The sequence below is a fragment of the Thiobacillus thioparus DSM 505 genome, assembly GCF_000373385.1.
In the GTDB taxonomy this organism is placed as follows: Bacteria; Pseudomonadota; Gammaproteobacteria; order Burkholderiales; family Thiobacillaceae; genus Thiobacillus; species Thiobacillus thioparus.
Genome location: NZ_KB891316.1, coordinates 458934 through 484889, shown reverse-complemented (window position 1 = coordinate 484889; position 25956 = coordinate 458934). Strand labels below are relative to the sequence as shown.

The following is a 25956-nucleotide window of genomic DNA, read 5'->3' as shown; positions in this document are numbered from 1 at the left end:
GGTTGGCGCAGTACACCAACGGCGGCTCTGGCCGAGTAGCGGCCCCATAGAGACGGAGTTCCCGTGGCTTTCCCTGCCACCGTCGTCATCCATTTCCCATACGCCTCGTCGTGTCAGATCGCCGATTTCAACCCTGCTCCGACCGCCACCAACGCGATTTCGTGTTTTGCACCGCTTCTTGAAGGGAAGCCGGGAACGGATTCAGTTCTTTCCCAAGCCGTGCTGCTTGAGCTTGCGATACAGCGTGCGCTCGGTGACGCCCAGCGCGGCGGCGACGCGGGCGCGATGGCCCTGGTGCGCGTCGAGCAGGGATCGCAGGTGCGCGCGTTCCATGTCGCGCAGCGAGGCGCTGGCGGCGTCGGGGCGCGCGTGTGCGACGCGCGGGGGCAGCCGCAGGTCGGCTGCGCGGATAGTGCCGTCGCGACAGCTGAGCACGGCATGCTGCAGGAGGTTGCGCAGTTCGCGCACGTTGCCGGGGAAGTCGTAGGCCTGCAATGCCGAGACGGCGTCCGGCGCGAGCCGGCAGGGGCTTTGCCCGCCGGTCAGCCGCTTCAGCAGGAAGTTCGCCAGGTCGGGCAGGTCGGCGGCGCGCTCGCGCAGCGGCGGCAGGGTGACGTCGATGCCGGCCAGGCGGTAATAGAGGTCGAGCCGGAAGCGTTTGGCATCGACTTCGTCAAGCAGTCTGCGGTTGGTGGCCGATACCACGCGCACGTCTGCAGTCAGCGTCTGCGTGCCGCCGACTCGGCGGAATTCGCCGGTTTCCAGTACGCGCAGCAGCTTGGCCTGCATGGCCAGCGGGATCTCGCCCACTTCGTCGAGGAAGAGGGTGCCGCTGTCGGCGAGTTCGAACAGGCCTTTCTTCAGGCCGTTGCTGCCGGAAAACGCACCGCGTTCGTGGCCGAAGAGCTCGCTCTCGAACAGGCTTTCCGGCACGGCTGCGCAATTGATGACGATGAATGCCGTGCCTGCGCGATTGGAACGCGCATGAATAAAGCGTGCGGCAAGTTCCTTGCCGACGCCGCTCTCGCCGTATAGCAGGATCGACGCCTCGCTTTCGGCCACGCGTGCAAGGTTGTCGACGCAGGTGAGAAAAGCAGGCGACTGTCCAATCATCTGCATGGCGTCGCATTCGCTGCCCGCCTCGGCCTCCAGCGGAAACAGCTGCTCGCCCAGGTAGAGCTCGCCATCCGCGCCGTGCAAGCGGTGTCCGCGGATGCGAGTGCGTTCGGGCTGGTTGTCGGCGTGGTAATGGGTGTGCAGGACTTCGACCGTCTCGCCCTGCGTGAACAGGGCCTGATGCGGGCAATGTTCGCCGTTTTCGTGGCAGGGTCGCTGCGAGTGGTGGGAGACCGCATGGCATTGCTGGCCAACGATGGCGGCGGGCGTCATCCCGTAGGCATCGCAGTAACGCTGGTTGGCGGCGACGATGCGGTAGCTGCGGTCGATCACCACGAACGGCTGCTCGTGCGTGTCGATCAGGCTTTGAAGTTCGATGTTCATATCTGACACTTTCGTCATGACAATGATGGAAAATGGCATGACGAAATGGCCATGTCAAATCTGTTTATCCCGGGTAACCCGCATGCGGGGCGTTCTTTATGGGGTGGCATGCCTGTTGCTGTATAGGTGTGCAACATCAACCACTGAGGCGAAACATGGCACATATCGTTATTCTGGGTGCGGGCGTGGGGGGCATGACCATGGCCTACGAAATGCGCGAATCGGCGCGGGCGGAAGACAAGATCACGGTGATTTCGAATCTGCCGTATTTCCAGTTCACGCCGTCCAACCCCTGGGTGGCGGTGAACTGGCGCAAGCGCGACGACATCACAATTCCCGCCGCGCCGTATCTGAACAAGAAGAACATCGATTTTATTGCGGTCGGCGCGGCGCGCGTGCACCCTGAGAAGAATCAGCTCGAGCTCACCGACGGCCAGATCGTGGACTACGACTTCCTCGTCATCGCGACCGGCCCCAAGCTGGCCTTCGATGAGGTGCCCGGACTGGGGCCGGAAGGCCACACCCAGTCAATCTGCCAGGTCGAGCACGCTGTGGCGGCAGGCAAGGTGTGGGACGATTTCGTGCAGGCTCCGGGGCCCGTCGTGGTCGGTGCGGTGCAGGGCGCCTCGTGCTACGGCCCGGCGTACGAGTTCGCCATGATCATGGATACCGATCTGCGCAAGCGCAAAATTCGCGACAAGGTGCCGATGACCTACGTCACCGCCGAGCCCTACATCGGCCACCTGGGCCTGGGCGGCGTCGGCGACTCCAAGGGCATGATGGAGTCCGTGATGCGCGACCGCCACATCAAGTGGATCTGCAATGCCAAGGTCACCAAGGTCGAGGCCGGCAAGATGTTCGTCTCCGAGCACAACGAAAAAGGCGAGGTGATCAAGGAGCATGAACTGCCGTTCGCCTACTCCATGATGCTGCCGGCGTTCAAGGGCATCGACGCCGTGTTCGGCATCGAGGGGCTCACCAACCCGCGCGGTTTCATCGTCATCGACCCCTATCAGCGCAATCCCAAGTTCCCGAACATCTATTCGGTCGGCGTGTGCGTCGCCATTCCGCCGGTCGAGCCCACGCCGGTACCCACCGGTACGCCCAAGACCGGCTACATGATCGAGTCCATGGTCACGGCCACGGCACACAACATCCGTGCCGTACTCGATGGTCGCGAGCCCACCGAGAAAGCCTCCTGGAATGCCATCTGCCTGGCCGATTTCGGCGACACCGGTGCGGCCTTCGTCGCGCTGCCGCAGATTCCGCCGCGCAACGTCAACTGGTTCAAGGAAGGCAAGTGGGTGCACCTGGCCAAGGTGGCATTCGAGAAATACTTCATGCGCAAAATGAAAAAAGGCTCGACCGAGCCGCTGTATGAAAAATATGTGCTGGGCCTGATGGGGATCAAGAAGCTCAAATAATTCCCTCGATGCCCGGCATCAAAGCGCCTTCGGGCGCTTTTTTTATGGGGGTGAGTCATGTATGGAGATGCGGCGATGACCGGGGCCGTTTAATTTTATGGGGAGCCCTTGAACAACGGATACCCATGTCCTATTAATTAAAACTGTTCATTTATGCAACACATTTTGTTTTTATTTTTCAATTATGCAACGTTGATATTTTTTGCAACACAATAGGCGCCGCGTCATTGCTGGAATAAGCAAGCTGTTTTCAACGTCGATTTTTTTGGGGAGAACGCACTTGATAACCAAATCAGTTTGGCGCCATATTTTGAGGGTGCAGGACGTTCTCCCAACGTTGCTTGCCCTTGTCTTGTTGGGGATGTGGTCTTTCCCCAGCTATGCGCTTCCGGCTTTTGCCCGGCAGACAGGGCAGAACTGCCTAGCCTGCCATGCCGGTGGCCAGTTTCCGGAACTGACCCCATACGGGCGGCTGTTCAAGCTCACAGGTTATACGATGGGGGCCCGTGCCATGCCCCTCTCGGTGATGGCGGTCCTCGACTACACCCGGGTACGCAACCCCAAGGACTCCACCGGGGTGAAGGACACCGTGGACTTCCACAAGCAGGGCACGCCGATATTCGACGTCGGCAGCGTTTTTCTTGCGGGCAAGATTACCGACAACCTCGGCCTGTTCGCGCAGGCGACCTACGCGAACTATGACCACCAGCAGGACAACGGCGACTGGGTGGGCCACCTGAGTCCGGACAACACGGAGTTTCGCTATGCCGATCGTTTCATCTCGCCGGGCAGCGACCTCATCGTCGGCGCTTTCGCCAACAACAACCCGAGCATGCAGGATGTGTGGAACAGTGCGCCGGCCTGGAGCTATCCCTATGTTGGGCCGACGTTCGCGCTCGGCGCGCCCGCTTCGCCCCTGCTTGACGGCGGGCTTGGGCAAGACGCGGTGGGTGCCGGTGTCTATGCCTACTGGAACAGGAGCCTCTATGGCGAACTCGCGCTCTACAAGACGGCCAACGGCCCTTTCGGATTCCTGCATCCAGGGGACAACTCCGGCATCGCGAGGATCAAGGACGGCGCGCCCTACTGGCGACTGGCCTACACCAAGGCGTTCGGGCCGCATGACCTGATGATCGGCACCTCGGGCCTGGTCGCCGAGATCCACGAGAACAACGACGTCAACCAGCCGACCGACCGCTACCGGGATTACGGGCTGGATGCGCAATATCAATACATCCTCGACCCGCACACGGTCACGGCCCACATCAGCTACATCCACGAAAACGTGAAGTGGGGCGACCCGCTGGCATTGGGCTACGACAATGCGAGCGATACCCTGAAGGAACTCAAGATCAAGGGGGCGTATGTCTACAACGCCACGTATGGCGCCAGTCTGGCCTACCAGCAGACCACCGGCTCGACCGATGCCGGATTTTTCGGCGGGCCGGCGGACATCACGGGCAACTTAAGCGGGAGTCCGGATACGACTGCCTGGATTCCCGAGGTGTTCTGGACGCCCGTCCAGTACCTTCGCATTGGCGCGCAATACTGGCATTACACGAAATTCAGTGGCAGCCACAGCAACTACGATGGCTTTGGCCGCAGTGCCAGCGACAACGACACGCTGTTCGTTTATGTATGGGGCGCCTACTAAAGCAGGCCTGGCAACGCACTTTTCTGACCTGAAGGGATTCCAATATGAAGACAGCCGTGTACACGATGTTGGCGCTGGCTATCGCGAGCCTGGGGAGTGGATGCGTCAATCTGGAACGCTCGCGCGATATCGGCAATCCGAATGTATCGGGCCGGACACTGGCGTTGCAGGTCTGCTCGAGCTGCCACGGTGTGGACGGCAATTCGACTTCGCCCGCTTTTCCCAAGCTGGCCGGGCAGCAGGAAGCGTATTTGATTGCCCAGCTCAAATTCTTCCGCGGGCATGACCGTATCGATCCTGCGGGTTCGGAATATATGTGGGGCATTACCCGAAAATTGACCGACGAACAGATCGCGGGGCTGGCCCGTTATTTCTCGCAGCAGAAAGATGCGCCCAATGTCACGGGCGACCCCGCAACGGTTGCAGCCGGAAAGGCGATTTTCGAGAACGGCATCCCTGACAAGGGAGTGGCCGCCTGCGCGGGCTGCCATGGCGCGATGGGCATGGGCAAGGACACCTTCCCGCGCCTGGCGAGCCAGCATGCCAACTACATGATGAAGCAGCTGCATATCCTGTCGGAGACCAACCAGCGTCCCGCAGGCGCGATGATGAAGCCCCTGGTCCATGGCCTGACGTCCGCAGATTTGGTGGCGGTGACGACCTACCTGCAGAGTGTCTCGCCCAACTAGCGATCGCCGATGCCAGCCTGGGCGTGCGCGTTGCACGCTTCCAGTGTGATGAAATGGCGCCATGAAAAAGGCCAACCACACGGTTGGCCTTTTTCATGCAGGCCAGCGGTGGGCTGGCATGGGGGATGGTCATGTGGAGATCAGGGCGTCCGGCAAGTCGGGACACCCATCCTGAACTTGTCGCGGTATGCGCCGGCAGGGGATAATGCCCCCTTTCAATGATGCCCTCCCCGGCAGCGACAGAATAACCGGACGATCGGCCGGGTATCCCTCTCCAGACGAAGCAGCAGGGGCTATGCAAATCAATAGGATGGCCGCGATATGCTGCTGATGATCGACAACTACGACAGCTTCACCTACAACCTCGTGCAGTATTTTGGCGAACTGGGCGAAGACGTCAAGGTGATCCGCAACGATGAAATCGACCTTGCCGGCATCGCGGCGCTGAAACCCGACCACATCGTCGTCTCGCCCGGCCCCTGCACACCCAACGAGGCGGGCGTGTCGGTGCCGCTGATCAAGGAGTTCGCCGGCAAGGTGCCCATCCTCGGCGTCTGCCTCGGCCACCAGAGCATCGGCCAGGCCTTCGGCGGCCGGATCGTGCGTGCCAAGGAACTGATGCACGGCAAGACCTCGATGATCCACCACCTGGATGTGGGCGTGTTCAAGGGTCTGCCCAATCCCTTCCGTGCCACCCGCTACCACTCGCTGGTGATCGAACGCGAGTCGCTGCCCGACTGCCTGGATATCACCGCCTGGACCGACGACGGCGAGATCATGGGGGTCCGCCACAAGACGCTGGCGGTCGAGGGGGTGCAGTTCCATCCCGAATCCATCCTTACCGAACACGGTCACACCATGCTGGCGAATTTCCTGAAAGGCGCGCGATGATCACGCCGCAGCAGGCACTCGCCCGGCTGGTCGAGCAGCGCGAAATATTCCACGACGAGATGCTGTCGCTGATGCGCCAGATCATGCGCGGCGAGCTCACGCCGGTGCAGATCGCCGGCATCATCACGGGCCTCAGGGTAAAGAAGGAAACCGTCGGCGAGATCGCCGCCGCCGCGCAGGTGATGCGCGAATTCGCCGCCCAGGTGCCGGCGCAGCACAGCGCGCATCTGGTCGATACCTGTGGCACAGGGGGCGACGCGGCGCATACCTTCAACATTTCCACGACGGCGGCTTTCGTTGCCGCCGCCGCCGGCGCGCGGGTCGCCAAGCATGGCGGGCGTTCGGTGTCGTCCACCAGCGGCAGTGCAGACGTGCTGGAGGCGCTGGGCGTGAACCTCAATCTCACGCCTGAGCAGGTGGCCGAGAGCATCGATGCCATCGGCATCGGCTTCATGTTCGCACCGAATTTCCATGGCGCCATGAAGCACGCCGCGCCGGTGCGGAGCGAACTGGGCGTGCGCACGCTGTTCAACATCCTCGGCCCGCTCACCAACCCGGCCGGCGCGCCGCACCAGCTGCTGGGCGTGTTCCATCCCGACCTGGTCGGCATTCTGGTGCGCGTGCTGCAGCGGCTCGGCAGCCGCCACGTCATGGTCGTGCATGGCTCCGACGGCATGGACGAGATCACCCTGAGTGGCGAGACCCTGATCGGCGAACTGAAGGACGGCGAAGTCAGCGAATACACGATCCGTCCGGGCGAGTTCGGGCTGGAGACCAGCGGCAGCGAGGTGCTGAAGGTGTGGGACGCGACACAGGCAAAGGATATGTTGCTGTCCGTGCTCGACGGGTTGCCTGGGCCGGCGCGCGACATCGTGCTGCTCAACGCCGGCGCCGCCATCTACGTGGCCGACTGTGCCGATACCCTGGGCGAGGGCATCGAACTGGCGCGCGCGGCAATTGGGAGCGGCGCCGCCCGCGAAAAGCTGCGGCAGCTGGTGGCGTTCTCCCGGCACGCCACGGGGGGTTGAGCACGATGTCCGACATCCTCGAAAAGATCCTCGCCACCAAGCGCGACGAAATCGCCTCGGGGCTCGCCACAGTGCCGCTGGCCGAGATGCGCGCACGCGCCGAAGCCGCCGCGCCGCCACGCGATTTCGTCGGCGCCCTGCGTGCGAAGCTGGCCGCTGGTTTTCCGGCGGTGATCGCCGAAATCAAGAAGGCCAGTCCGTCCAAGGGCGTGATCCGGCCCGATTTCAGACCGGCCGAGATCGCGGCCAGTTACGAGAAGGGCGGGGCCGCGTGCCTGTCGGTGCTGACCGATCGCGACTACTTCCAGGGCAGTGCCGACTACCTGCAGGCGGCACGTGCCGCGTGCCGGCTTCCGGTGCTGCGCAAGGATTTCATCGTCGACTCCTACCAGGTCTACGAGGCGCGGGCGATGGGGGCGGACTGCATTCTATTGATCGTCGCCGCGCTGGAGTTGCCGGCGATGCAGGCACTGGAAGCGCTGGCGTTCGACTTGGGGATGGCGGTGCTGGTGGAGTCGCACAACGCCGATGAACTCGATGCCGCGCTGCAATTGAAAACGCCGCTGCAGGGCATCAACAACCGCAACCTGCGCACCTTCGAAGTCAGCCTCGGTACCACGCTGGCGCTGTTGCCCAAAATCGGCAACGACCGCATCGTCATCACCGAGTCCGGCATCCTCGCGCCGACCGATGTCGCGACCATGCGCAGCCATCAGGTCAACGGCTTCCTGGTCGGCGAGGCCTTCATGCGCGCGGCCGACCCGGGCGCCGAGCTGGCCCGTCTCTTCGCCTGATTAAAATCGTTCAGCGCTTGCTGCCGAACAGGCTGCCGAGCACGCCGCGTATGAGGCTGCGACCGACCTGGCTGCCGATGGCGCGAGCAGCCGATTTGGCGAGCGCTTCGGCCGCGCCTTGGCGGCGACCGTTCCCGGTCAGGATCTCACCTAGCACCCCGCCGAGCCCGCCTCCCGTTGGAGATTGCGCTGCGGTCTTGGCCTGCTGCGCCGCCTGCGCCGATTGTTCCGCGCGCGCCTTCAGTGTTTCGTAGGCGGATTCACGGTCGACGGTCTTGTCGTAGACGCCCGCGACCAGCGAGGACTGGATCAGCTGCGCGCGTTGGGCGTCGGTGATCGGCCCGATCTGGCCCTGCGGCGGGACGACGAAGGCGCGTTCGACCACGCCGGGCCGGCCTTTGGCGTCGAGCAGCGATACCAGCGCCTCGCCTACGCCCAGCTCGGTGATGGCGGCGGCTTCGTCCAGCGCCGGGTTGTCGCGCATGGTCTCGGCGGCGGCCTTCACGGCCTTCTGGTCGCGCGGCGAGAAGGCGCGCAGCGCATGCTGCACGCGGTTGCCGAGCTGCGACAACACCTTGTCGGGCACGTCGGCCGGGTTCTGGGTGACGAAGTACACGCCAACGCCCTTGGAGCGGATCAACCGCACCACCTGCTCGATTTTCTCCACTAGCGCGTCGGGCGCATCGTTGAACAAGAGGTGGGCTTCATCGAAGAAGAACACCAGCTTCGGCTTGTCGAGGTCGCCAGCCTCGGGCAGGTGTTCGAACAGTTCGGACAGCAGCCACAGCAGCAGCGTGGCGTACAGCTTGGGCGACTGCATCAGGCGGTCGGCCGCCAGGATGTTGATGACGCCACGGCCGCGGTCGGTCTGGATCAGGTCGGCGATGTTCAGCATCGGCTCGCCGAAAATCTGTTCACCGCCTTGCGATTCCAGCGTCAGCAATCCGCGCTGGATGGCGCCGATCGAGGCGGAGGAGACGTTGCCGTATTCGGTGGTGAATTGCTTGGCGTTCTCGCCGACGAAGGCGAGCATCGCGCGCAGGTCCTTCAGGTCGAGCAACAGCAGGCCGTTGTCGTCGGCCACCTTGAACACCAGATTGAGTACGCCGCTTTGCGTGTCGTTGAGGTCCAGCATGCGCCCCAGCAGCAGCGGGCCCATGTCGGACACGGTGGCGCGCACCGGATGCCCGCTGCTGCCGAAGGGGTCCCACAGGGTGACCGGATAGCCCTGGTAGGCAAAGCCTTCGAGCTTGAGCGATGCGACCCGCTCGGCCACCTTGGCGTTGCCGCCGCCGGCCTGCGATACGCCGGACAGGTCGCCTTTCACGTCGGACATGAAGCATGGCACGCCTATGCTGGAGAAATGTTCGGCCAGCGTCTGCAGGGTGACGGTCTTGCCGGTGCCGGTGGCGCCGGTGATGAGCCCGTGCCGGTTGGCCATCTGCGGCAGCAGGACGAGGTCGGTGGTGGCGTTCCGGGCGACGAGCAGCGGTTCGGTCATGGTGCATCCTGGGGTGTCGATATGCGGATTCTATCGAGTTCGATGGCAACGCGTACCGGGCAAAGAATAGAAGTAAACGCTAATACTCCGGGTATCATCTCGCTATTATGAAAACAGGAGGAAAGTTTGTGGCAATGGAACAGCAGGTGCATGAAATCGTCATCGTGGGCGGCGGAGCAGGAGGACTGGAACTGGCGACCCGCCTGGGTGACAAGCTGGGAAACAAGAAGCGCGCGAATATCACACTGATCGATGCCTCGCCTTCGCATCTGTGGAAGCCGTTGCTGTACGAAGTCGCAGCGGGCAGCCTCGATTCGTATGCCGAGCGGCTGGAGTACCTGGCGCAGGGACACTGGCACCATTTCACGTTCCGTCTCGGCCGCATGGACGGGCTGGACCGACAACGCCAGGAAGTCCGCGTCGCACCCACATTGGACGAGAACGGGATCGAGATCATCCCGCGCCGCAGCTTCCGCTATGACACGCTGATCATTGCGGTCGGCTCGGTCGGCAACGACTTCGGCGTGCCCGGCGTGAAGGAACACTGCATCATGCTCGACACGCCGGAGCAGGCGCGCGAGTTCCATCGCCGTCATATCAACGCCTGTCTGCGCGCCAACACCCAGACCGAGGCCGTTGCGCCCGGCCAGTTGACCGTCGGTATCGTCGGTGCCGGCGCCACTGGGGTCGAACTCGCGGCCGAATTGCACGACACCACACGCGAGCTGTCGTCCTACGGCATGGATCACATCGAGCCGGACAAGAGCCTGAAACTGCTGATCGTCGAGGCGTCCGACCGTATCCTGCCGGGGCTGCCGCCCCGCCTGTCGGCCGCAGCGGCCGATCGCCTGGCCGAGCTGGGGGTCGAGGTGCATACCCGGGAACGGGTGGTCGAAGTGCGTGCCGACGGCATGCTGACCGCCGACGGCAAGTTCATCCCTGCCAGCATGATGGTGTGGTCGGCCGGCATCAAGGCGCCGGATTTCCTGAAGGACATCGACGGTCTGGAAACCAACCGCAGCAATCAGCTGATCGTGCGTCCCACGCTACAGACCACCCGCGACGACAACATCTTCGCCTTCGGCGATTGTGCGGCGTGTGCACTGCCCGACGGCAAGGGCTTCGTCCCGCCGCGCGCACAGGCCGCGCACCAGCAGGCCTCGATGCTGGTGAAATCGATCTGCCGGCGTTTCCGTGGCAGGTCGCTTCCCGAATATGTCTATCGCGACTACGGTTCGCTCGTCGCGCTGGGCCGTTTCTCCACGGTCGGCAATCTGATGGGCGGACTGTCCGGCGGCAGTATCATGATCGAAGGCGTGATGGCGCGCTTCGTCTACTGGTCGCTGCACAAGATGCACCAGATTGCACTGCATGGCTGGTTCAAGACCTCGCTCACGACCTATGCCCATTTCATCAGCACGCCAACGCGGGCGCGCATCAAGCTGCATTAGTCATCCCACAACCATGCTGCTCCGCGCACCCCGCTGGAGTCGCCGTATTTCGGCGGTACCAGCCGGGTATCGACGCGATCGGAAAATACGTAGCGCGGCCATAGCCGTGGCACGGTGTCGTAGAGGCGGGCGATGTTGGAGAGCCCACCGCCGAGCACGATGACGTCGGGGTCGAGCAGGTTGATCACGCCGGCCAGCGCACGCGCCAGCCGTTCCTCGTAGCGCGCGAGCGTGGCGCTGCAGGGGCCGTAGCCCGCGTTGGCCAGTTGCACGATCTCGTGTGCGGGCAATTCCTCGCCACCATAGCGCACATGGTCGGCCGCGAGCGCCGGGCCCGACAGCCAGGTTTCGATGCAGCCCTTCTTGCCGCAATAGCAGGCCGGCGCGGCGTCGAGCTCGCGCGGGTTCGGCCACGGATGCAGGATCGCCTCGCCGGTGGCCGGATGCTGGCCGGTGCCGGCGCGATCCGCCTGGGCATGGGCGAACTGGAAGTAGGGCAGCGGCGAATGTCCCCATTCGCCCGCAATCGAATTGGCGCCGCCAAGTGCGTGGCCGCGCACTATCACGCCGCCGCCGACGCCGGTGCCGAGGATCACGCCGAATACGCTGGTGGCGCCGGCTGCGGCGCCGTCGATGGCTTCCGACAGCGCAAAGCAGTTGGCGTCGTTGGCGAGCCGCACTTCGCGGTTCAGGGCGCGTTCGAGGTCTGCCTGCAAGGGTTTGCCGTTGAGGCAGGTCGAATTGCAATTCTTCATCAGACTGCTGGCGGGCGAGATGGCACCGGGGGTGCCGATGCCGATGCTGCCCTGTCGGCCCAGTTCGCTTTCGGCCTGATGGATCAGCGCGGCGACGGCCGCCACGGTGGCCAGGTAGTCATTCTGCGGGGTCGGCACGCGGCGGCGCAGGACTTCGCCGCCGCCGGCGTCGAGCGCGATGAGCTCGATTTTGGTGCCGCCGAGGTCGACGCCGAGGCGGGGGGACGGGGCCGGGGTGCTAAAATTGCGCATTATTTTTGCGTTGGAATCGACATGGCAGGACATTCGAAATGGGCCAACATCCAGCACCGCAAGGGACGCCAGGATGCCAAGCGCGGCAAGATCTTCACCAAGCTTATCAAGGAAATCACCGTCGCCGCGAAAATGGGCGGCGGCGATCCCGCGATGAACCCGCGCCTGCGGCTGGCGATCGAGAAGGGCAAGGCCGAGTCCTTGCCGAAGGACAACATCGAGAACGCGATCAAGCGTGGCACCGGCCAGCTCGAAGGTGTGAACTACGAGGAAGCGCGCTACGAAGGCTACGGCATCGGTGGCGTCGCGGTGATGGTCGACTGTTTGACCGACAACAAGGTGCGCACCGTCGCTGACGTTCGCCATGCCTTCGTCAAGCACGGCGGCAACATGGGCACCGACGGCTGCGTGGCATTCCAGTTCAAGCATTGCGGCCAGATCATCCTGGAGCCGGGTGCGAGCGAAGAGGCGGTGATGGAAGCCGCGCTCGACGCCGGTGCCGACGACATCATTCCCAACGAGGATGGTTCGATCGAAGTGTTGACCTCGCCTGATCCCAAGGCCTTCGAAGCGGTGAAGGAGGCACTGGAGAAGGCCGGCTTCAAGCCGGCGGTCGCCGAGATCACCATGCGCCCGGAAGCCGAGACCGAGCTCGCGGGCGACGACGCGGTGAAGATGCAGAAAATCCTGGACGCGCTCGAAAGCCTCGACGACGTGCAGGAGGTCTACACCAACGCGGTCTTGCCGGAGTAATCCACCCATTGCGCATCCTCGGCATTGATCCCGGTCTGCGCCTCACCGGCTTCGGCGTGATCGAGCAGACGGGCCAGAAGCTGGCCTACGTCGCCAGCGGCGTCATCAAGAGCGGCGAGGGCAGCCTGCCGCAGCGGCTGGGCGTGCTGTTCGCCGGATTGAACGAGGTGATCGCCGCCTACCGGCCCGATACCTGTGCGGTGGAAATCGTCTTCGTCAACGTCAACCCGCAGTCGACGCTACTGCTGGGGCAGGCACGCGGCGCGGCGATCTGCGCGGCGGTGTCGCGCGAACTGATCGTCGCCGAGTACACCGCATTGCAGATCAAGCAGGCGGTGGTCGGCCACGGCAAGGCCGCCAAGGAACAGGTGCAGGAGATGGTCAAGCGCCTGCTGAGCCTGCCTGTCGCGCCGACGGCCGACGCCGCCGATGCGCTGGCCTGTGCCATCACCCATGCACATGGCAGCCGATTGGGCACACACTCCACCTCAGGCTACCGCGTCAAGGGCGGGCGACTGGTATGAACAAGGATTCCACATGATAGGCAGGATTACCGGCACCCTTTCCGCCAAACAGCCGCCGCAGGTGCTGGTGGATGTCAACGGCGTCGGCTACGAGATCGACGTGCCGATGAGCACCTTCTACAACCTGCCGCCGATCGGCGAGAAGATCAGCCTGCTCACCCATCTGGCCATCCGCGAGGATGCGCATCTGCTGTATGGCTTCGGCAGCGAAGTCGAACGTGCGGCGTTTCGCGAACTGTTGAAGGTCTCTGGGATCGGCGCCAAGACGGCGCTGTCGGTGTTGTCGGGCCTGTCGGTCAACGATCTGTCGGCGGCGATCGCGGCGCAGGAAATTGGCCGCATCGTCAAAGTCCCGGGCATCGGCAAAAAAACCGCCGAGCGTCTGCTGCTGGAACTCAAGGGCAAGCCGGTATTCGCGGGCGCGATCGCCAGCCCGGAAACGCCCGGCGTATCGGACGATGTGCGCCAGGCCCTGCTGGCACTGGGCTACAACGAACGCGAAACCACCGAGGCCGTACGCCAGTTGCCCCCCGACCTGCCGGTGGGCGAGGCGATCCGACAGGCGCTGCGGGCCTTGTCCAAGACCTGAATTCCCGCATGACGCAGCCCGCTCCACGACATCGGCCGTCGGCATCGCTGCAACACCAGCTGGTATGGCTGCTGCTGAGCGTGATAGGCATGTTTGGTGCGGGAATCGGCCTCAGCCTGTGGTTCAGCCTGGAGTCCAGCAGTGAGGACCAGCAGCGCTTCATCCAGCATGAGGCCGAACAGACGCGTACCAGCCTGGTGCGGCAACTGGAGTATTACCGCAGGCTGCTCGATAACTCGGCGCGCGCGCCCGAGCTGGTCGGCCTGATGCGCAACGGCACGATCGAGCCAAAGCAGCAGTGGGCACGTTCGCGCCAGCTGCTGCTGCCAGAGATATCGGGCGTGGCATTGGTCGATTTACACGGCAATGTACTGGGCGACGCGGGGTCCTTGCGCATCAGCCCGGCCTGCCGTCAGGACATGAAGCGCGCGGGCGCGTTGACGGACGGCCGTCCGCGGATCCATCGCGAGATCACCGGCGCCGAGCATGTCGACCTGCTCGCACCCGTGCGTGACGCCCGGGGCGATCTGCTGGGCGGCGTGTTCTTGAGCGTGCGCCTGGCACAATTCCAGCGCGTGCTCGATGATTCGATCCAGCCGGGTCATGCCGCCGCGCTCGTCGATGCACGCGAGAAAACAATTGTCAGCCGTGGCGAGATAAGCGGTCATGTGCGTGAAATTCGTCTGCCCGTGGCAGACACGGACTGGACGCTGATCGTGCAGACCCCGGTGCAATGGCTGACGCGCAGCGGCTGGCGGCAGGTGGTGGCGGGCTTGCTGACCCTGGGCGCCGTGTTGGGCGTGCTGATCGTCGCCATGATCCGGCTGCGCCACACCATGCTGCGCGACATCGTGTCCACAGTCGACGCCCTGACGGCCCTGGCGCATGACGAACCGGTCCCTACCATCGTGCCGCACTACATCGAGTTCGAGACGGTGGCGGCCGACATCAACATGATCGCCTTGCACGTGCAGGAGCAGCGTGCGCGGCTGGAGCATCTGAGCCTGACCGACCCGCTCACGGGACTGCCCAACCGGCGCGCATTCGAGACCCGTTTTCCCCTGGCACAGGGGCTCGCGGAGCGGCAGCACGCCGTCGCCCTGGTCATGCTCGACATCGATCATTTCAAAGGAGTCAACGATCGCTATGGGCATGGGGTGGGCGACCAGGTCCTGCTGGCCCTGGCGCAGTCGCTGAAAGCGTTGACCCGACGTGCCGATCTGGCCGCGCGTCTGGCCGGCGACGAGTTTGCGGTGCTCCTGTCGGGGCTTGATGCCGCCGGTGTGAACGCGTGGTACCAGCGCCTGAGCGATCATTTCAGAAGCGAGCTGAATGCCTTCGGCCTCGAGCTGGATACGGGTCTCAGCGCGGGGCAGACCTGGCTGGGCAGTGCCGCCAGCGACACGCTCAACGCCGCGCTTGCCCGCGCCGACCGGGCGCTTTATCGCGCGAAAGCGCGCGGGCGGAGCCAACTGGCACAGGACGTGGCGCCGGGGGAAGACGCCACGGAGTAGAATCCGATTGTATTCCGTAACGCCGTTTCCGGCTCCATGATCGAAACCGACCGTCTCATCGCACCCGCAGCCGTCAGCCCACAGGAAGAGCAGATCGAACGCGCGCTGCGGCCGCGCACGCTGGCCGAATACGTCGGCCAGGCCAAGGCGCGTGAACAGCTCGAGATCTTCATCCATGCCGCGCGGAAGCGCAGCGAGGCGCTCGACCACGTGCTGCTGTTCGGCCCGCCCGGGCTGGGCAAGACCACGCTGGCGCACATCATCGCGCGCGAGATGGGCGTCAACCTGCGCCAGACCTCGGGCCCGGTGCTCGAGCGCGCGGGCGACCTGGCGGCGCTGCTGACCAACCTGGAACCGCACGACGTCCTCTTCATCGACGAAATCCACCGTCTCTCGCCGGTGGTCGAGGAAGTGCTGTATCCCGCGCTGGAGGATTTCCAGATCGACATCATGATCGGCGAAGGCCCGGCGGCGCGCTCGGTCAAGCTCGACCTGCCGCCGTTCACCCTGGTCGGCGCCACCACCCGGGCCGGCATGCTGACCAACCCGCTGCGCGACCGTTTCGGCATCGTTGCGCGGCTGGAGTTCTATTCCGCGGAAGAACTGGGCTTCATTGTCCACCGCTCGGCGGGGTTGCTGCAGATGAATCTGGATGAGGCCGGCGCACTGGAAATCGCCCGCCGTTCGCGCGGCACGCCGCGCATCGCCAACCGTCTGCTGCGCCGGGTGCGCGATTATGCCGACGTCAAGGCGGACGGGCAGGCCACCGGTGCGGTAGCCGATGCGGCGCTGGTGATGCTGGATGTGGATCGCGCCGGGCTCGACGTGATGGACCGGAAACTGCTGTCGGCCGTGGTCGAGAAATTCATGGGCGGCCCGGTGGGGCTGGACAACCTCGCTGCCGCCATCGGCGAGGAGCGCGACACCATCGAGGACGTGCTCGAGCCTTTCCTGATCCAGCAGGGCTATCTGCAGCGCACCCCGCGCGGCCGCATCGCCACGCCGCTGGCGTATCGCCATCTTGGGTTTGCTGCGCCCACCGAACCGAGCGCGGATCTGTTCTGATGACGTTTGTCTGGCCGGTCCGGGTGTACTGGGAAGATACCGACGCGGGCGGTGTCGTGTATTACGCCAACTATCTCAAGTTCATGGAACGCGCGCGCAGCGAATGGCTGCGCGCATTCGGCGTCGAGCAGGATGTCCTGCGCAACGAGGCGGGCGTCGTGTTCGTGGTGCGGCGGGTGGAAATCGATTACCTGTCGCCGGCACGCTTCAACGAGCAGCTCGAGGTGTCAGTAGTGCTGCACGAAGCCGGACGTGCCAGCCTCAGCGTACGACAGGAACTTATGCGCGGGTCCACCCGTCTGGCAGAGGCCGTCGTGACGCTTGCATGCGTCGATGCGATACGTTTCAAACCCGTTAAAATACCTGAGCCCATTCTTCAAGCATTGGCCCCCGCAACGTGAACCCTGAACTCGGTCAAGACCTCTCGCTGTTTCATCTCGTCCTCCATGCCTCGCTGCCGGTACAGGTTGTCATGGCACTGTTGCTAGGCGCTTCGCTGATGTCGTGGTGGTACATTTTCATCAAGATGTTCGCCCTCAAGCGGGCCCTGCGCGTGACCGACAGTTTCGAGCGCGAATTCTGGGGTGGCGGCGACATCAACGCCATCTATCAGCGGGTGGCCGGCGAGCGCGAAGGCGCGGGCGAAATGGAACGCATCTTCGAAGCCGGGTTTCGCGAATTCATGAAACTGCGACATCAGACCGGACTGTCGCTCAACGTCGTCATCGACGGCACCCGGCGCGCGATGCGTGCGACCTACCAGCGCGAACTCGACGGCCTCGAGTCGCATCTGGCCTTCCTCGCCACCGTTGGATCGGTATCGCCCTACGTCGGCCTGTTCGGCACGGTGTGGGGCATCATGATCGCCTTCATGGGGCTGTCGAGCGTGGCGCAGGCCACGCTGGCGCAGGTCGCGCCTGGTATTGCCGAAGCGCTGATCGCCACGGCCATGGGCCTGTTCGCGGCAATTCCCGCCGTGGTTGGCTACAACCGCTACACCCATGACATCGATCGCCTGGCCAACCGCATGGAAAGCTTTATGGAGGAGTTCTCCAACATCCTGCAGCGGCAGCAGGCGACGGCCAAATCGGTATAGCCCGTGGCACGGACCCGCAAACAGGTCGCCCAGATCAACGTCGTGCCGATGATCGACGTGATGCTGGTGCTGCTGGTGATCTTCATGGTGACCGCGCCATTCATCAACCCGGCCCAGGTCGAATTGCCGAGCGTCGGCAAGACCTCGCAGACGCCGCAGAAACCGCTCGAAATCATCATCAAGGAATCCGGTGAATACCTGCTGCGCGACCGTGCGTCCGGTGGCAGCGAACGGGTGGTGGCGAAATCGGCGCTGCCTGATGAAATTGCCGCGTTTCATCGCACCCAGCCGGACCAGCCGGTGGTGATCGCGGCGGACAAGAAAGTCCGCTACGAGGAGGTGATGCATACGATGACGCTCCTGCAACAGGCCCGGATCACGCGTATCGGCCTGCTTGCCCGCCCGGCCCCATGAATTTCACGGCAGACGCCCCGCCTGGTTCGCGTCCCGTTCCCAACCTCCTTGCGGCTGCGCTGGCGGTGGGAGTGCATGTGCTGTTCGTTCTGATGCTGGTGTTCGGCGTGTCATGGCAGACCCACCATCCAGAGGCAGTCATGGTCGATCTATGGGAAACCTTGCCGGACACGCCGCCACCTCCGGCCCCGCCTCGCCCGCCGCCCGTGAAAGCGCCCAAACCGGAGCCTGTCGCACCCGCCCCCAAACCGGTGGAAAAGGAACCGCCGCCGCCAAAGACGCCCGACATTGCCCTGGAAAAGAAAAAGGTTGAGGCCGAACGCCTGAAAAAACTGCAGGCCATGCAGGCGGCCGAAGAAAAGACGCGGGCCGAAGCGGCCAAGGCCTGGCGTGAGAAACAACAGGCCGAACAGAAGCGGCAGGCATTGCTGCGGCAGATGGAAGAAGAGGACCTGAAGCAGCGCGTGGCGACTGAGGCTGCGGCAAACGAGGCCCGTCTGGCCAGGCTGACCCAGGCGCAGGCGGCAGCCAACAAGCGTCAGGCCGAGATGGCGAGTGTCGTGGGACAGTACCGCGACCAGATCAGCGCCAAGGTGCGGGGCAACACCCGGCTACCCGACAATCTGAAGGGCAATCCTGAAGTCCGTTGCCTGGTGAAACTGCTGCCCACTGGCGAGGTCCAGAGCGTGCGGGTGACGAAATCCAGCGGGAATCCTGCGTATGACGATGCAGTGGTACGCGCCATCGAAAAGTCCTCACCGTTGCCCTTGCCGAGTGACCGCGATGCACGCGCCGCGTTTGTCCCGGAACTTTCCTTCGTCCACCGCCCCAAAGAGTAGGCCTTGACGGGCCGGTACGCGGTCCGAGCCGCGTGCAGCCTATGCTAGACTGCCTAATCGAGAAAGCGTTTGTGAGCCCGATGTCCGTATCCATGCTGCGTGCCGTTCTGTTGTTTCCCCTGTTCTGTCTGGCCTTGCTGAGTGCGCCGTTTTCCGCGCGCGCTGCGATGGAAATCCAGGTCATCGGGGGCGCGGCCAACAAGATTGCCGTGGCCATAGTGCCGTTTCAGGCCGTGCCCGGTCAGCCCAGCCCTGCACTGACCCAGATTGCCGGAGACGACCTCAATCGCAGCGGCCAGTTCAGGCTGGTGGACGTGGGCGGGGCGCCGCAGCCTGTCGTGCCCGCACAGGTCGACTACGGCGTCTGGCGCGGCAAGGGCGCGGACGCGCTGGTGGTTGGCCAGGTCACTGCGCAGCCGGGCGGCCGTCTCGAGATCCGCTTCTATCTGCTTGACGTTCTCAAGCAGACCCAGCTCGCGGCCTACAGCTACACCATCACGGCCGGCCAGTGGCGCGCCACGGCACACCAGATTGCAGACCTCATCTACGCGAAGCTGACGGGCATTCCCGGCGCATTCAGCAGCCGCATCGCCTACGTACAGAAGCAGGGCCGTCGCTATGAATTGCGAGTGGCCGATGCGGATGGACAAAACCCGCGCACGGTCGTGCGCTCCAACGAATCGGTGATTTCGCCGATGTTCTCGCCTGACGGCAACCAGATTGTGTACGTGTCGTTCGAGGACAAGAAGCCTGTCGTATATGTGCAGTCGCTCAGGGATGGCCAACGCCGCAAGATCGCAGCATTCAAGGGGTCCAACTCGGCCCCGGCATGGACGCCGGACGGCCGGCGGCTGGCTGTCGTGCTGACGCGCGACGGCGCTTCGCAGATTTATATGATCAATGCCGATGGCGGTGGATTGGCGCGTCTGACGCGGGGCAGCAATATCGACACCGAACCGGTATTCTCCCCTGACGGACAAACCCTGTATTTCACCTCGGACCGGGGTGGCAGCCCGCAAATCTATCGCATGGCGGCCAGCGGCGGCGAAGCCAAACGGGTGACCTTCAATGGCAGCTATAATGTCTCCCCCGCGATCAGCCCGGATGGACGGTATCTGGCCTACATCAGCCGCGACGGCGGGCGGTTCAGCGTGACCTTGCAGGAATTGGCCTCGGGACAGACCCGTGTGCTGACCGATACCGCGCGCGACGAGTCACCCAGCTTCGCCCCGAATGGCCAGGCCGTGTTGTATGCCACGGTGCAGGGTGAACAAGGAATACTCGGCACGGTGAGCCTGGACGGTAAAACGCGCGCACGCCTGTCGGAATCGGGTGTGGATGCGCGCGAGCCGGTCTGGGGCCCGTGAAAACGCGCATTTTTTGATGTTGGATGTCGGTTGGGCGGTTGCTGGGAGTAGACAAGTACCGCTCATGTCGGATTGTATTCATTCGGATTGTATTTTTGTATTTATTCATAAGGAGAGATAAATGAACAAGATTTTATGGCCCATTCTGGTTGCGTTGACCTTGTCTGCATGTGGTACGACCGGCGGCACGCAAGCGACGGTCGAAGACCGCACCGGCGGCACGGCCGGCACGGCAAGTACCGGCCAGGGCACCGAAACCACGGGCGTGGGCGGTAGCGGCGTCGCAGGCAATGCGATGGGTGGCCAATATTCCGGCGATCCGCGCAAGAACCCGGCCAGCCCCCTGTCCAAGCGTAGTGTCTTCTTCGATTACGACAGTTTCGTGGTGAAGGACGAGTACCGTCCGATGCTCGAAGCGCACGCCGGCTATCTGATGTCGAAGCGCGATGCGCACGTGATCCTGCAGGGTAATGCCGACGAGCGCGGCAGCCGCGAATACAACCTGGCACTGGGACAGAAGCGCGCTGAGGCCGTGCGCAAGGCGCTGGCCGTACTGGGCGTAAGCGACGCGCAGATGGAAGCGATCAGCTTTGGCGAGGAAAAACCGCGCAACGAAGGCCATACCGAAGAAGCGTATGCCGAAAACCGTCGCACCGACGTGGTGTATAGCGACGAGAAATGACCTTGCTTCGACGTAATGGGCTGATCCTCGTTTCGATGCTCATGCTGGCGCAGCCGGCATGGGCGGCACTGTTCGGCAATGACGAGGAAGTGACCCGTCAGATGCAGGCATTGCAGCAGCGCGTGGAGGCGCTCGATGCGCGGCTGGCCAAGCTGGAGCAGTCAATACAGCAAAATCAGTCCATGCTGGATATGCTGAAGGATGTGGAAGCGCTCAAGGCCGAGGTGGCCAGGCTGCGCGGCCAGTCCGAGGTCCAGGCGAATCAGCTGGACACGCTGGGCAAACGACAGAACGACTTGTATGCCGATCTCGATCAGCGCATTGTCGAGCTCGCCAAGGCGGCCAAGCCGGTGCCGGCGGCTGATGCGGCGCAACCAGTTGCACCCGACTCGCAGGCTGCTTCCGGAGCGGTAGCCAAGCCAACAGCAGACGGATCTGCGCAAGCCGATCCGCTGGCCGAGTCCCGCAGTTACGAAGGCGCGCTCGCCCTGTTTCGCGACGCCAAGTACACAGACGCCATCGCCGGTTTCAAGAGCTTCCTCAAGGCCTATCCGGGGAGCGCGCTGGCAGCCAACGCGCAGTATTGGGTTGGCTATTCGTATTACGCGCTGAAGGATTACAAGACCTCGCTGGCGCATCAGCAAAAGCTCGTGGCGACCTATCCCGACAGCCCCAAGGTACCCGATGCGCTGCTCAATGTCGCCACCAACCAGATCGAACTGAATGACATGGCCGCTGCGCGCAAGACGCTCAAGGATCTGGTGGCCAAGCATCCCGGTACGCCGGCGGCCAAACTTGCCGCGCGCCGGCTGGCTGCGATCAAGTAAACGCCGTGTCCGAGTCCTTGACGCTCCAGCCGCTGGAGGGTGGCCATGACTGTCATGACGCGCAGCCGCCGACCGCCACGCTCCACCCGCAAGGGGTAGGCCGTGGGTGTCCCCGCGAGCACCCTGAAGAGCACAAAGGGGAGACCGCGGCTGTAGAGCCGACAAGTCGGCAACAACCACGCACTAATGATACTAAAGCATCAACAGCCACGCTTCGCCTGACGGAGGTGTTTCTGTCGCTGCAAGGCGAAACCAGTCGAGCCGGCCTGCCGACCGTGTTCGTCCGCCTGACGGGCTGTCCGCTGCGTTGCCGCTGGTGCGACACGACCTACAGTTTCCAGGGCGGCGAAACCGTTACGCTGACGTCGCTGTTGGCACGGGTAGCGGACTATGGCGTGCCGACCGTCTGCGTCACGGGGGGCGAACCGCTGGCACAGAAAAACTGTCTGCCGCTGCTGACCGCGCTGTGTGACGCCGGTTATTCGGTGTCGCTGGAAACCAGTGGTGCACTCGACGTCAGCAAAGTGGATCCGCGGGTGTCGCGCATCGTCGACATCAAGCCGCCGGAGTCGGGCGAGGAGGCACGCAACCGCTGGGAGAATGTCGCCCACCTGACGTCGCGTGACGAAATCAAGTTCGTGCTGGCCAACCGTGCCGATTACGAATGGGCACGCGAGGTCGTCCAGGCACAGAAGCTTGCGCAGGTGTGCCCTATCTTGTTTTCTCCGGTGCAGGGTGAACTGCCACCCGCCCAGTTGGCGGGGTGGATTCTGGCCGACCGCCTGCCGGTGCGTATGCAAGTGCAGTTGCACAAGATCCTGTGGGGCAACACGCCAGGCACATGAAACCCGCAGTCATCCTGCTCTCCGGCGGCCTGGATTCCGCCACCGTGCTGGCGATTGCCCGTGAAGCGGGCTATGCCTGCTACGCGCTGAGCCTGGATTACGGCCAGCGCCATACGGCCGAGCTTGCCGCCGCCGCGCGCGTGGCCAGGAGTTTGGGCGCCGTCGAACATCGGGTGATGCGCCTCGGATTGGGTGACATCGGCGGTTCGGCGCTGACCGACGTCTCCATTGCCGTGCCCGAAAGCCCGACCGACGGCATTCCGGTCACTTACGTGCCCGCACGCAATACCGTGATGCTGGCGCTGGCGCTCGCCTGGGCCGAAGTGCTCGGTGCGCGCGACCTCTTCATCGGCGTCAATGCCGTCGACTATTCCGGCTATCCCGATTGCCGCCCCGCGTTCATCGAAGCATTCGAGCGCATGGCCAACCTGGCGACCAAGTCCGGAGTCGAGGGCGAGCGATTGCAGGTTCATGCGCCGCTGCAAACCCTGTCGAAGGCCGACATCATCCGGCAGGGCACCGCGCTCGGGGTCGATTACGCGCAGACGGTGAGCTGCTACCAGGCCGATGCCGAAGGCCTGGCCTGCGGGCGCTGTGATTCCTGCCGCCTCCGGCGCGAGGGTTTCCTCGCCGCGGGCATTCCCGACCCAACGCGCTACGCGCAGGAAACGCGTTAGCCGGCGAGAGGCTTGTTTGTCTCCCGGCTATCGATTGTGGGCGGACTTGCGCGGAGGCGCTCAATGGTATTTATTATCCAGCTTCGGTTCCGCGCGTACGCATTAAAATCCGCCTATTTGTCCGGGCAAGGCGGCAATCCGCACTTCCCTTTCCTGAGAGAGGAATAGATTCATGACCTACGACAATTTCGCAAGCGCGCAATCGATTTTTCTGTGGTCGACCTTCGCGATCGCACTGATCATGGGCGCCGTGGTCAACAAGACCAATTTCTGCACCATGGGTGCCGTGTCCGACTGGGTCAACATGAGCGACACCGGCCGCATGCGCGCCTGGATACTGGCCATTGCGGTCGGCGTACTGGGCGTGACAGCTCTGGAAGCCGCCGGTCTGGTGAACGTGACCGGCACCTTCCCGCCCTATCGCCAGACCAACTTCGTCTGGCTTGAAAACGTACTGGGCGGCGCCTTGTTCGGAATCGGCATGACGCTTGCCTCGGGCTGCGGCAACAAGACGCTGATCCGTATCGGTGGCGGCAATCTCAAGTCGGTCATGGTGTTGCTGGTCATCGCCCTGATCGCGTATTTCATGATCAATCCCTTCCCGGGCAGCGACAAGACGCTCTATTCCACCCTGTTCTATCCGTGGACCAACCCGACTGCCGTTGCGTTGACGACCAACCAGGACCTCGGTGCGATGCTCTTTGGCGACAAGGCCGCCACCGGCCGCATGGTGATGGGGGCCGTCATCGGCGGCCTGTTGCTGATCTGGGCCTTCAAGTCGGCCGATTTCCGCAGCAGTTTCGACAACATCCTCGGCGGCCTCGTGGTCGGTTTGGCGGTGCTTGCCGCTTGGTATGTCACCAGCAACATCCGGGTGGATGCCAGCGGCGACATTCTCACGCTGCAATCCTTTGTCCAGGACTGGGATCTGTATGCGCCGGCCGACGCGGTCAGGCCCGCCGCAGCCGGTCCGCTCGCCGCACAGTCCTTCACCTTCATCAACCCCATGGGGCAAACCCTCGGCTACGTGGCGAGCGGCTTCGACCGTACGCTGCTCACGTTTGGCATCATGGCGCTGGCTGGTGTGATCGCCGGTTCCTTGCTGTGGTCGCTGATTTCTCGCAATTTTCGCATCGAGTGGTTCGCCTCCGTCCGCGATTTCTTCAACCACCTGGTTGGCGCGATCCTGATGGGATTTGGCGGCGTGCTGGCGATGGGTTGCACCATCGGCCAGGGCGTCACCGGCTTCTCCACCCTGGCGCTGGGTTCCATCCTCACCTTCGTCGCCATCGTGCTCGGCAGCGCAATCACGATGAAAGTGCAGTACTACAAGATGGTGTATGAGAGCGAGGCGACTTTCTTCAAGGCATTCGTCACCGCGCTGGCCGACCTCAGGCTGCTGCCCGCTGGAATGCGCAAGCTGGAGGCGGTTTAAAGCACATTTGGCTTTGACGCGAATTCAAAATCCAGTATAATTTTGCGCTTTGCCGGACACGACACTTGTCAGGTAAAAGGGTCGGTAGCTCAGCCGGTAGAGCAGCGGACTTTTAATCCGTTGGTCGCGAGTTCGAATCTCGCCCGACCCACCACATCCAAAAAGCCACGCGGAAGCGTGGCTTTTTTATTGTCGACTTACTGCTATGGTGCTGACCGGGTGACGAAAAATGTCACCTCGTGCCATGGTTGGTCATGCTGGAGGGGGCTTAATTCTAGGGAATAGTATTGGGAATGCGACGCATGAAAATCAATGTGCGCCTCAAAGCTAGGATGGGTGGGCTTCCCAGAAGTTGGGCTCACAAAATCAGATCTTGGCCCTAAAGTTGGCATGGCTGCTGCTCGTTATAGCTCCAGACACGGGAGGCTCGTGTTCAACTTGCCCAACTTAAGGAGATTTGAAATGCGTAAAGTTCAACAGGGTTTTACCCTAATCGAACTGATGATCGTCGTGGCGATCATTGGTATTCTGGCGGCAATCGCGATTCCTGCCTATCAGGATTACGTCACTCGTGCCAAGTGGTCAGATGTCATTTCGCAAATGGAGCCCACCAAGATGGCAATTGCGGAGTGCCTCCAGAACAACGCGAGCAGTAACACTAACTGCACGGCATACGGCACCAACACCAACCAGCTCGGTATCGCTTCGCCGACGATTCTTGTTGGATCAGGGCGCATCGGTTGAGAATCGCCTGTCCAATCTGGCAACCCTGAGCGGGCGCCACGAGTTGTGGCGCCTTGCCTGGATACAGATTGCGGCACATCCCTGGCTGGGTATCGGACCCATGCATTTTGCAACTATTCACAATGACTTCGGTGCCCATCCGCACAATGCGCTGCTGCAATTGGCGGCTGAGTGGGGTATACCTGCCACGTTGGGACTCGTTTTGCCTGCTGTGGCGGGATTGCTTGTTTTGCTGGCCGATTTACGCCGCCCCGCTGTTTCACACAATTTCCTCCTGGTGTGTCTGACTGCCAGTCTATTGGCGGCCGGTGTTCAATCCATGGTGGACGGCGTCATCGTTATTCCCTACACGCAAGTGTGGCTGGTGTTGATCTCGGGGTGGGCGCTTGGAGTACATTTCCGGGATAAGGTACAAATTGTCGCCGCTTCTCGGCCAATACGTCTAGTTGTGCCGACTTTATCCTTAGTGGCGCTTGTTGCGTTACTGAATGGTGTTTACCCCGAGATACTGAATCGCGCTGAAGCGACCAAGGCATTCGTTGATGCCGGAAACCGGTTAGTGCCGCCGCGCTACTGGGCGGTGGGCTGGATTCCATGAGGTTGGCCGGGGGTAGGCATTGCGTGTGTGTGGTCAATATTGGAATGT

The 25956-nt window shown here is 63.0% G+C and carries 26 protein-coding genes, 1 tRNA gene and 1 pseudogene; 25 read left to right on the top strand and 3 right to left on the bottom strand.

From position 1 onward, the window contains the following. Positions 1 to 201: 201 nt before the first annotated feature. Entirely contained in the window at positions 202 to 1500 is a 1299-nt protein-coding gene (locus B058_RS0102535) for a sigma-54 interaction domain-containing protein (protein WP_040723411.1), read from the bottom strand. A gap of 155 nt (positions 1501 to 1655) precedes the next feature. On the opposite strand from B058_RS0102535, the gene B058_RS0102530 reads away from it, so the two are divergent. From B058_RS0102530 to trpC, 6 genes are all read left to right on the top strand, one after another. Beyond that, on the top strand, positions 1656 to 2924 hold the full coding sequence (locus B058_RS0102530; protein WP_018506897.1) for an NAD(P)/FAD-dependent oxidoreductase: 1269 nt from the start codon (positions 1656 to 1658) through the stop codon (positions 2922 to 2924). 337 nt (positions 2925 to 3261) lie between these two features. Then, on the top strand, positions 3262 to 4578 hold the full coding sequence (locus B058_RS0102525; RefSeq protein ID WP_245539241.1) for a cytochrome C: 1317 nt from the start codon (positions 3262 to 3264) through the stop codon (positions 4576 to 4578). Between the two features lie 44 nt (positions 4579 to 4622). Next, complete coding sequence (locus B058_RS0102520; protein WP_018506895.1) at positions 4623 to 5267, top strand: c-type cytochrome; 645 nt, start codon at positions 4623 to 4625, stop codon at positions 5265 to 5267. Positions 5268 to 5588: 321 nt separating this feature from the next. After that, positions 5589 to 6158, top strand: a complete 570-nt coding sequence (locus tag B058_RS0102515; protein WP_018506894.1) for an anthranilate synthase component II — start codon at positions 5589 to 5591, stop codon at positions 6156 to 6158. Then, positions 6155 to 7186 (top strand): anthranilate phosphoribosyltransferase, encoded by a 1032-nt coding sequence (gene trpD, locus B058_RS0102510; protein ID WP_018506893.1) that lies wholly within the window; start codon positions 6155 to 6157, stop codon positions 7184 to 7186. The genes B058_RS0102515 and trpD overlap by 4 nt, the downstream gene beginning before the upstream one ends. 5 nt (positions 7187 to 7191) lie before the next feature. Beyond that, positions 7192 to 7980 (top strand): indole-3-glycerol phosphate synthase TrpC, encoded by a 789-nt coding sequence (trpC, locus tag B058_RS0102505; RefSeq protein WP_018506892.1) that lies wholly within the window; start codon positions 7192 to 7194, stop codon positions 7978 to 7980. A 10-nt stretch (positions 7981 to 7990) separates the two neighbouring features. On the opposite strand, the gene B058_RS0102500 is transcribed toward trpC, so the two are convergent. Then, positions 7991 to 9481 (bottom strand): helicase HerA-like domain-containing protein, encoded by a 1491-nt coding sequence (locus tag B058_RS0102500; protein ID WP_018506891.1) that lies wholly within the window; start codon positions 9479 to 9481, stop codon positions 7991 to 7993. 134 nt (positions 9482 to 9615) lie between these two features. Here B058_RS0102500 and B058_RS0102495 point away from each other — a divergent pair, with 134 nt between their 5' ends. Continuing rightward, a complete protein-coding gene (locus B058_RS0102495; RefSeq protein ID WP_018506890.1) occupies positions 9616 to 10932 on the top strand; it encodes an NAD(P)/FAD-dependent oxidoreductase in 1317 nt (438 codons plus the stop codon). Here the strand turns inward: B058_RS0102495 and B058_RS0102490 are convergent. Beyond that, the gene (locus B058_RS0102490) at positions 10929 to 11939 is read right to left on the bottom strand and encodes an ROK family protein (protein ID WP_018506889.1); all 1011 of its coding nucleotides are present in this window, start codon (positions 11937 to 11939) and stop codon (positions 10929 to 10931) included. The genes B058_RS0102495 and B058_RS0102490 overlap by 4 nt on opposite strands. Before the next feature lie 21 nt (positions 11940 to 11960). Between B058_RS0102490 and B058_RS0102485 the strand changes: the two genes are divergently transcribed. From B058_RS0102485 to B058_RS16280, 18 genes and pseudogenes are all read left to right on the top strand, one after another. After that, a complete protein-coding gene (locus B058_RS0102485) occupies positions 11961 to 12692 on the top strand; it encodes a YebC/PmpR family DNA-binding transcriptional regulator (RefSeq protein WP_018506888.1) in 732 nt (243 codons plus the stop codon). A gap of 8 nt (positions 12693 to 12700) precedes the next feature. Then, positions 12701 to 13216: a crossover junction endodeoxyribonuclease RuvC gene (gene ruvC, locus B058_RS0102480; protein WP_018506887.1), complete on the top strand. Its 516-nt coding sequence runs from the start codon at positions 12701 to 12703 to the stop codon at positions 13214 to 13216. 13 nt (positions 13217 to 13229) lie between these two features. Further along, positions 13230 to 13805 carry a Holliday junction branch migration protein RuvA gene (gene ruvA / locus B058_RS0102475; protein WP_018506886.1) on the top strand — a complete coding sequence of 192 codons (576 nt, stop codon included), beginning with the start codon at positions 13230 to 13232 and terminating at the stop codon, positions 13803 to 13805. Positions 13806 to 13813: 8 nt separating this feature from the next. Further along, complete coding sequence (locus B058_RS0102470) at positions 13814 to 15319, top strand: sensor domain-containing diguanylate cyclase (RefSeq protein WP_018506885.1); 1506 nt, start codon at positions 13814 to 13816, stop codon at positions 15317 to 15319. A 36-nt stretch (positions 15320 to 15355) separates the two neighbouring features. Further along, positions 15356 to 16384: a Holliday junction branch migration DNA helicase RuvB gene (ruvB, locus tag B058_RS0102465; protein WP_018506884.1), complete on the top strand. Its 1029-nt coding sequence runs from the start codon at positions 15356 to 15358 to the stop codon at positions 16382 to 16384. Continuing rightward, a complete protein-coding gene (gene ybgC, locus B058_RS0102460) occupies positions 16384 to 16785 on the top strand; it encodes a tol-pal system-associated acyl-CoA thioesterase (protein ID WP_018506883.1) in 402 nt (133 codons plus the stop codon). Before ruvB ends, ybgC begins: the two co-directional genes overlap by 1 nt. Next, on the top strand, positions 16782 to 17480 hold the full coding sequence (tolQ, locus tag B058_RS0102455) for a protein TolQ (RefSeq protein ID WP_018506882.1): 699 nt from the start codon (positions 16782 to 16784) through the stop codon (positions 17478 to 17480). Before ybgC ends, tolQ begins: the two co-directional genes overlap by 4 nt. A gap of 3 nt (positions 17481 to 17483) precedes the next feature. Beyond that, positions 17484 to 17894: a protein TolR gene (gene tolR / locus B058_RS0102450; protein WP_018506881.1), complete on the top strand. Its 411-nt coding sequence runs from the start codon at positions 17484 to 17486 to the stop codon at positions 17892 to 17894. Beyond that, entirely contained in the window at positions 17891 to 18733 is an 843-nt protein-coding gene (tolA, locus tag B058_RS0102445; RefSeq protein WP_018506880.1) for a cell envelope integrity protein TolA, read from the top strand. Before tolR ends, tolA begins: the two co-directional genes overlap by 4 nt. A gap of 80 nt (positions 18734 to 18813) precedes the next feature. Beyond that, positions 18814 to 20100, top strand: a complete 1287-nt coding sequence (gene tolB, locus B058_RS0102440) for a Tol-Pal system beta propeller repeat protein TolB (protein WP_040723230.1) — start codon at positions 18814 to 18816, stop codon at positions 20098 to 20100. A 121-nt stretch (positions 20101 to 20221) separates the two neighbouring features. Beyond that, entirely contained in the window at positions 20222 to 20782 is a 561-nt protein-coding gene (gene pal / locus B058_RS0102435) for a peptidoglycan-associated lipoprotein Pal (RefSeq protein ID WP_018506878.1), read from the top strand. A 2-nt stretch (positions 20783 to 20784) separates the two neighbouring features. Beyond that, positions 20785 to 21609, top strand: coding sequence for a tol-pal system protein YbgF (gene ybgF / locus B058_RS0102430; protein WP_245539240.1), 825 nt, complete (start codon positions 20785 to 20787; stop codon positions 21607 to 21609). 218 nt (positions 21610 to 21827) lie between these two features. Next, on the top strand, positions 21828 to 22454 hold the full coding sequence (queE, locus tag B058_RS0102425) for a 7-carboxy-7-deazaguanine synthase QueE (protein WP_026240575.1): 627 nt from the start codon (positions 21828 to 21830) through the stop codon (positions 22452 to 22454). Then, positions 22451 to 23131, top strand: a complete 681-nt coding sequence (gene queC / locus B058_RS0102420; RefSeq protein WP_018506875.1) for a 7-cyano-7-deazaguanine synthase QueC — start codon at positions 22451 to 22453, stop codon at positions 23129 to 23131. The genes queE and queC overlap by 4 nt, the downstream gene beginning before the upstream one ends. A 172-nt stretch (positions 23132 to 23303) precedes the next feature. Then, positions 23304 to 24566, top strand: a complete 1263-nt coding sequence (locus tag B058_RS0102415) for a YeeE/YedE family protein (RefSeq protein ID WP_018506874.1) — start codon at positions 23304 to 23306, stop codon at positions 24564 to 24566. A 78-nt stretch (positions 24567 to 24644) separates the two neighbouring features. Continuing rightward, a tRNA-Lys gene (locus B058_RS0102410) sits at positions 24645 to 24720 on the top strand. A 308-nt stretch (positions 24721 to 25028) separates the two neighbouring features. Continuing rightward, positions 25029 to 25140 (top strand): annotated as a pseudogene (locus B058_RS18490) (prepilin-type N-terminal cleavage/methylation domain-containing protein); the annotation flags it as partial. Between the two features lie 12 nt (positions 25141 to 25152). Continuing rightward, positions 25153 to 25908 carry an O-antigen ligase family protein gene (locus tag B058_RS16280; protein ID WP_088178095.1) on the top strand — a complete coding sequence of 252 codons (756 nt, stop codon included), beginning with the start codon at positions 25153 to 25155 and terminating at the stop codon, positions 25906 to 25908. The last annotated feature ends 48 nt before the right edge of the window (positions 25909 to 25956 follow it).

Excerpts from the sequence above, each read along its gene's own strand:
- tolB (WP_040723230.1), top strand. The coding sequence starts at position 18,814 with ATGTCCGTATCCATGCTGCGTGCCGTTCTGTTGTTTCCCCTGTTCTGT.
- B058_RS16280 (WP_088178095.1), top strand. The coding sequence starts at position 25,153 with ATGTCATTTCGCAAATGGAGCCCACCAAGATGGCAATTGCGGAGTGCC.
- B058_RS0102415 (WP_018506874.1), top strand. The coding sequence starts at position 23,304 with ATGACCTACGACAATTTCGCAAGCGCGCAATCGATTTTTCTGTGGTCG.
- B058_RS0102490 (WP_018506889.1), bottom strand. The coding sequence starts at position 11,939 with ATGCGCAATTTTAGCACCCCGGCCCCGTCCCCCCGCCTCGGCGTCGAC.
- B058_RS0102495 (WP_018506890.1), top strand. The coding sequence starts at position 9,616 with ATGGAACAGCAGGTGCATGAAATCGTCATCGTGGGCGGCGGAGCAGGA.
- queC (WP_018506875.1), top strand. The coding sequence starts at position 22,451 with ATGAAACCCGCAGTCATCCTGCTCTCCGGCGGCCTGGATTCCGCCACC.
- ruvA (WP_018506886.1), top strand. The coding sequence starts at position 13,230 with ATGATAGGCAGGATTACCGGCACCCTTTCCGCCAAACAGCCGCCGCAG.
- B058_RS0102470 (WP_018506885.1), top strand. The coding sequence starts at position 13,814 with ATGACGCAGCCCGCTCCACGACATCGGCCGTCGGCATCGCTGCAACAC.
- B058_RS0102530 (WP_018506897.1), top strand. The coding sequence starts at position 1,656 with ATGGCACATATCGTTATTCTGGGTGCGGGCGTGGGGGGCATGACCATG.
- tolA (WP_018506880.1), top strand. The coding sequence starts at position 17,891 with ATGAATTTCACGGCAGACGCCCCGCCTGGTTCGCGTCCCGTTCCCAAC.
- trpD (WP_018506893.1), top strand. The coding sequence starts at position 6,155 with ATGATCACGCCGCAGCAGGCACTCGCCCGGCTGGTCGAGCAGCGCGAA.
- B058_RS0102520 (WP_018506895.1), top strand. The coding sequence starts at position 4,623 with ATGAAGACAGCCGTGTACACGATGTTGGCGCTGGCTATCGCGAGCCTG.
- B058_RS0102515 (WP_018506894.1), top strand. The coding sequence starts at position 5,589 with ATGCTGCTGATGATCGACAACTACGACAGCTTCACCTACAACCTCGTG.
- pal (WP_018506878.1), top strand. The coding sequence starts at position 20,222 with ATGAACAAGATTTTATGGCCCATTCTGGTTGCGTTGACCTTGTCTGCA.
- B058_RS0102500 (WP_018506891.1), bottom strand. The coding sequence starts at position 9,481 with ATGACCGAACCGCTGCTCGTCGCCCGGAACGCCACCACCGACCTCGTC.
- trpC (WP_018506892.1), top strand. The coding sequence starts at position 7,192 with ATGTCCGACATCCTCGAAAAGATCCTCGCCACCAAGCGCGACGAAATC.
- ruvB (WP_018506884.1), top strand. The coding sequence starts at position 15,356 with ATGATCGAAACCGACCGTCTCATCGCACCCGCAGCCGTCAGCCCACAG.
- B058_RS0102535 (WP_040723411.1), bottom strand. The coding sequence starts at position 1,500 with ATGAACATCGAACTTCAAAGCCTGATCGACACGCACGAGCAGCCGTTC.
- B058_RS0102485 (WP_018506888.1), top strand. The coding sequence starts at position 11,961 with ATGGCAGGACATTCGAAATGGGCCAACATCCAGCACCGCAAGGGACGC.
- ybgC (WP_018506883.1), top strand. The coding sequence starts at position 16,384 with ATGACGTTTGTCTGGCCGGTCCGGGTGTACTGGGAAGATACCGACGCG.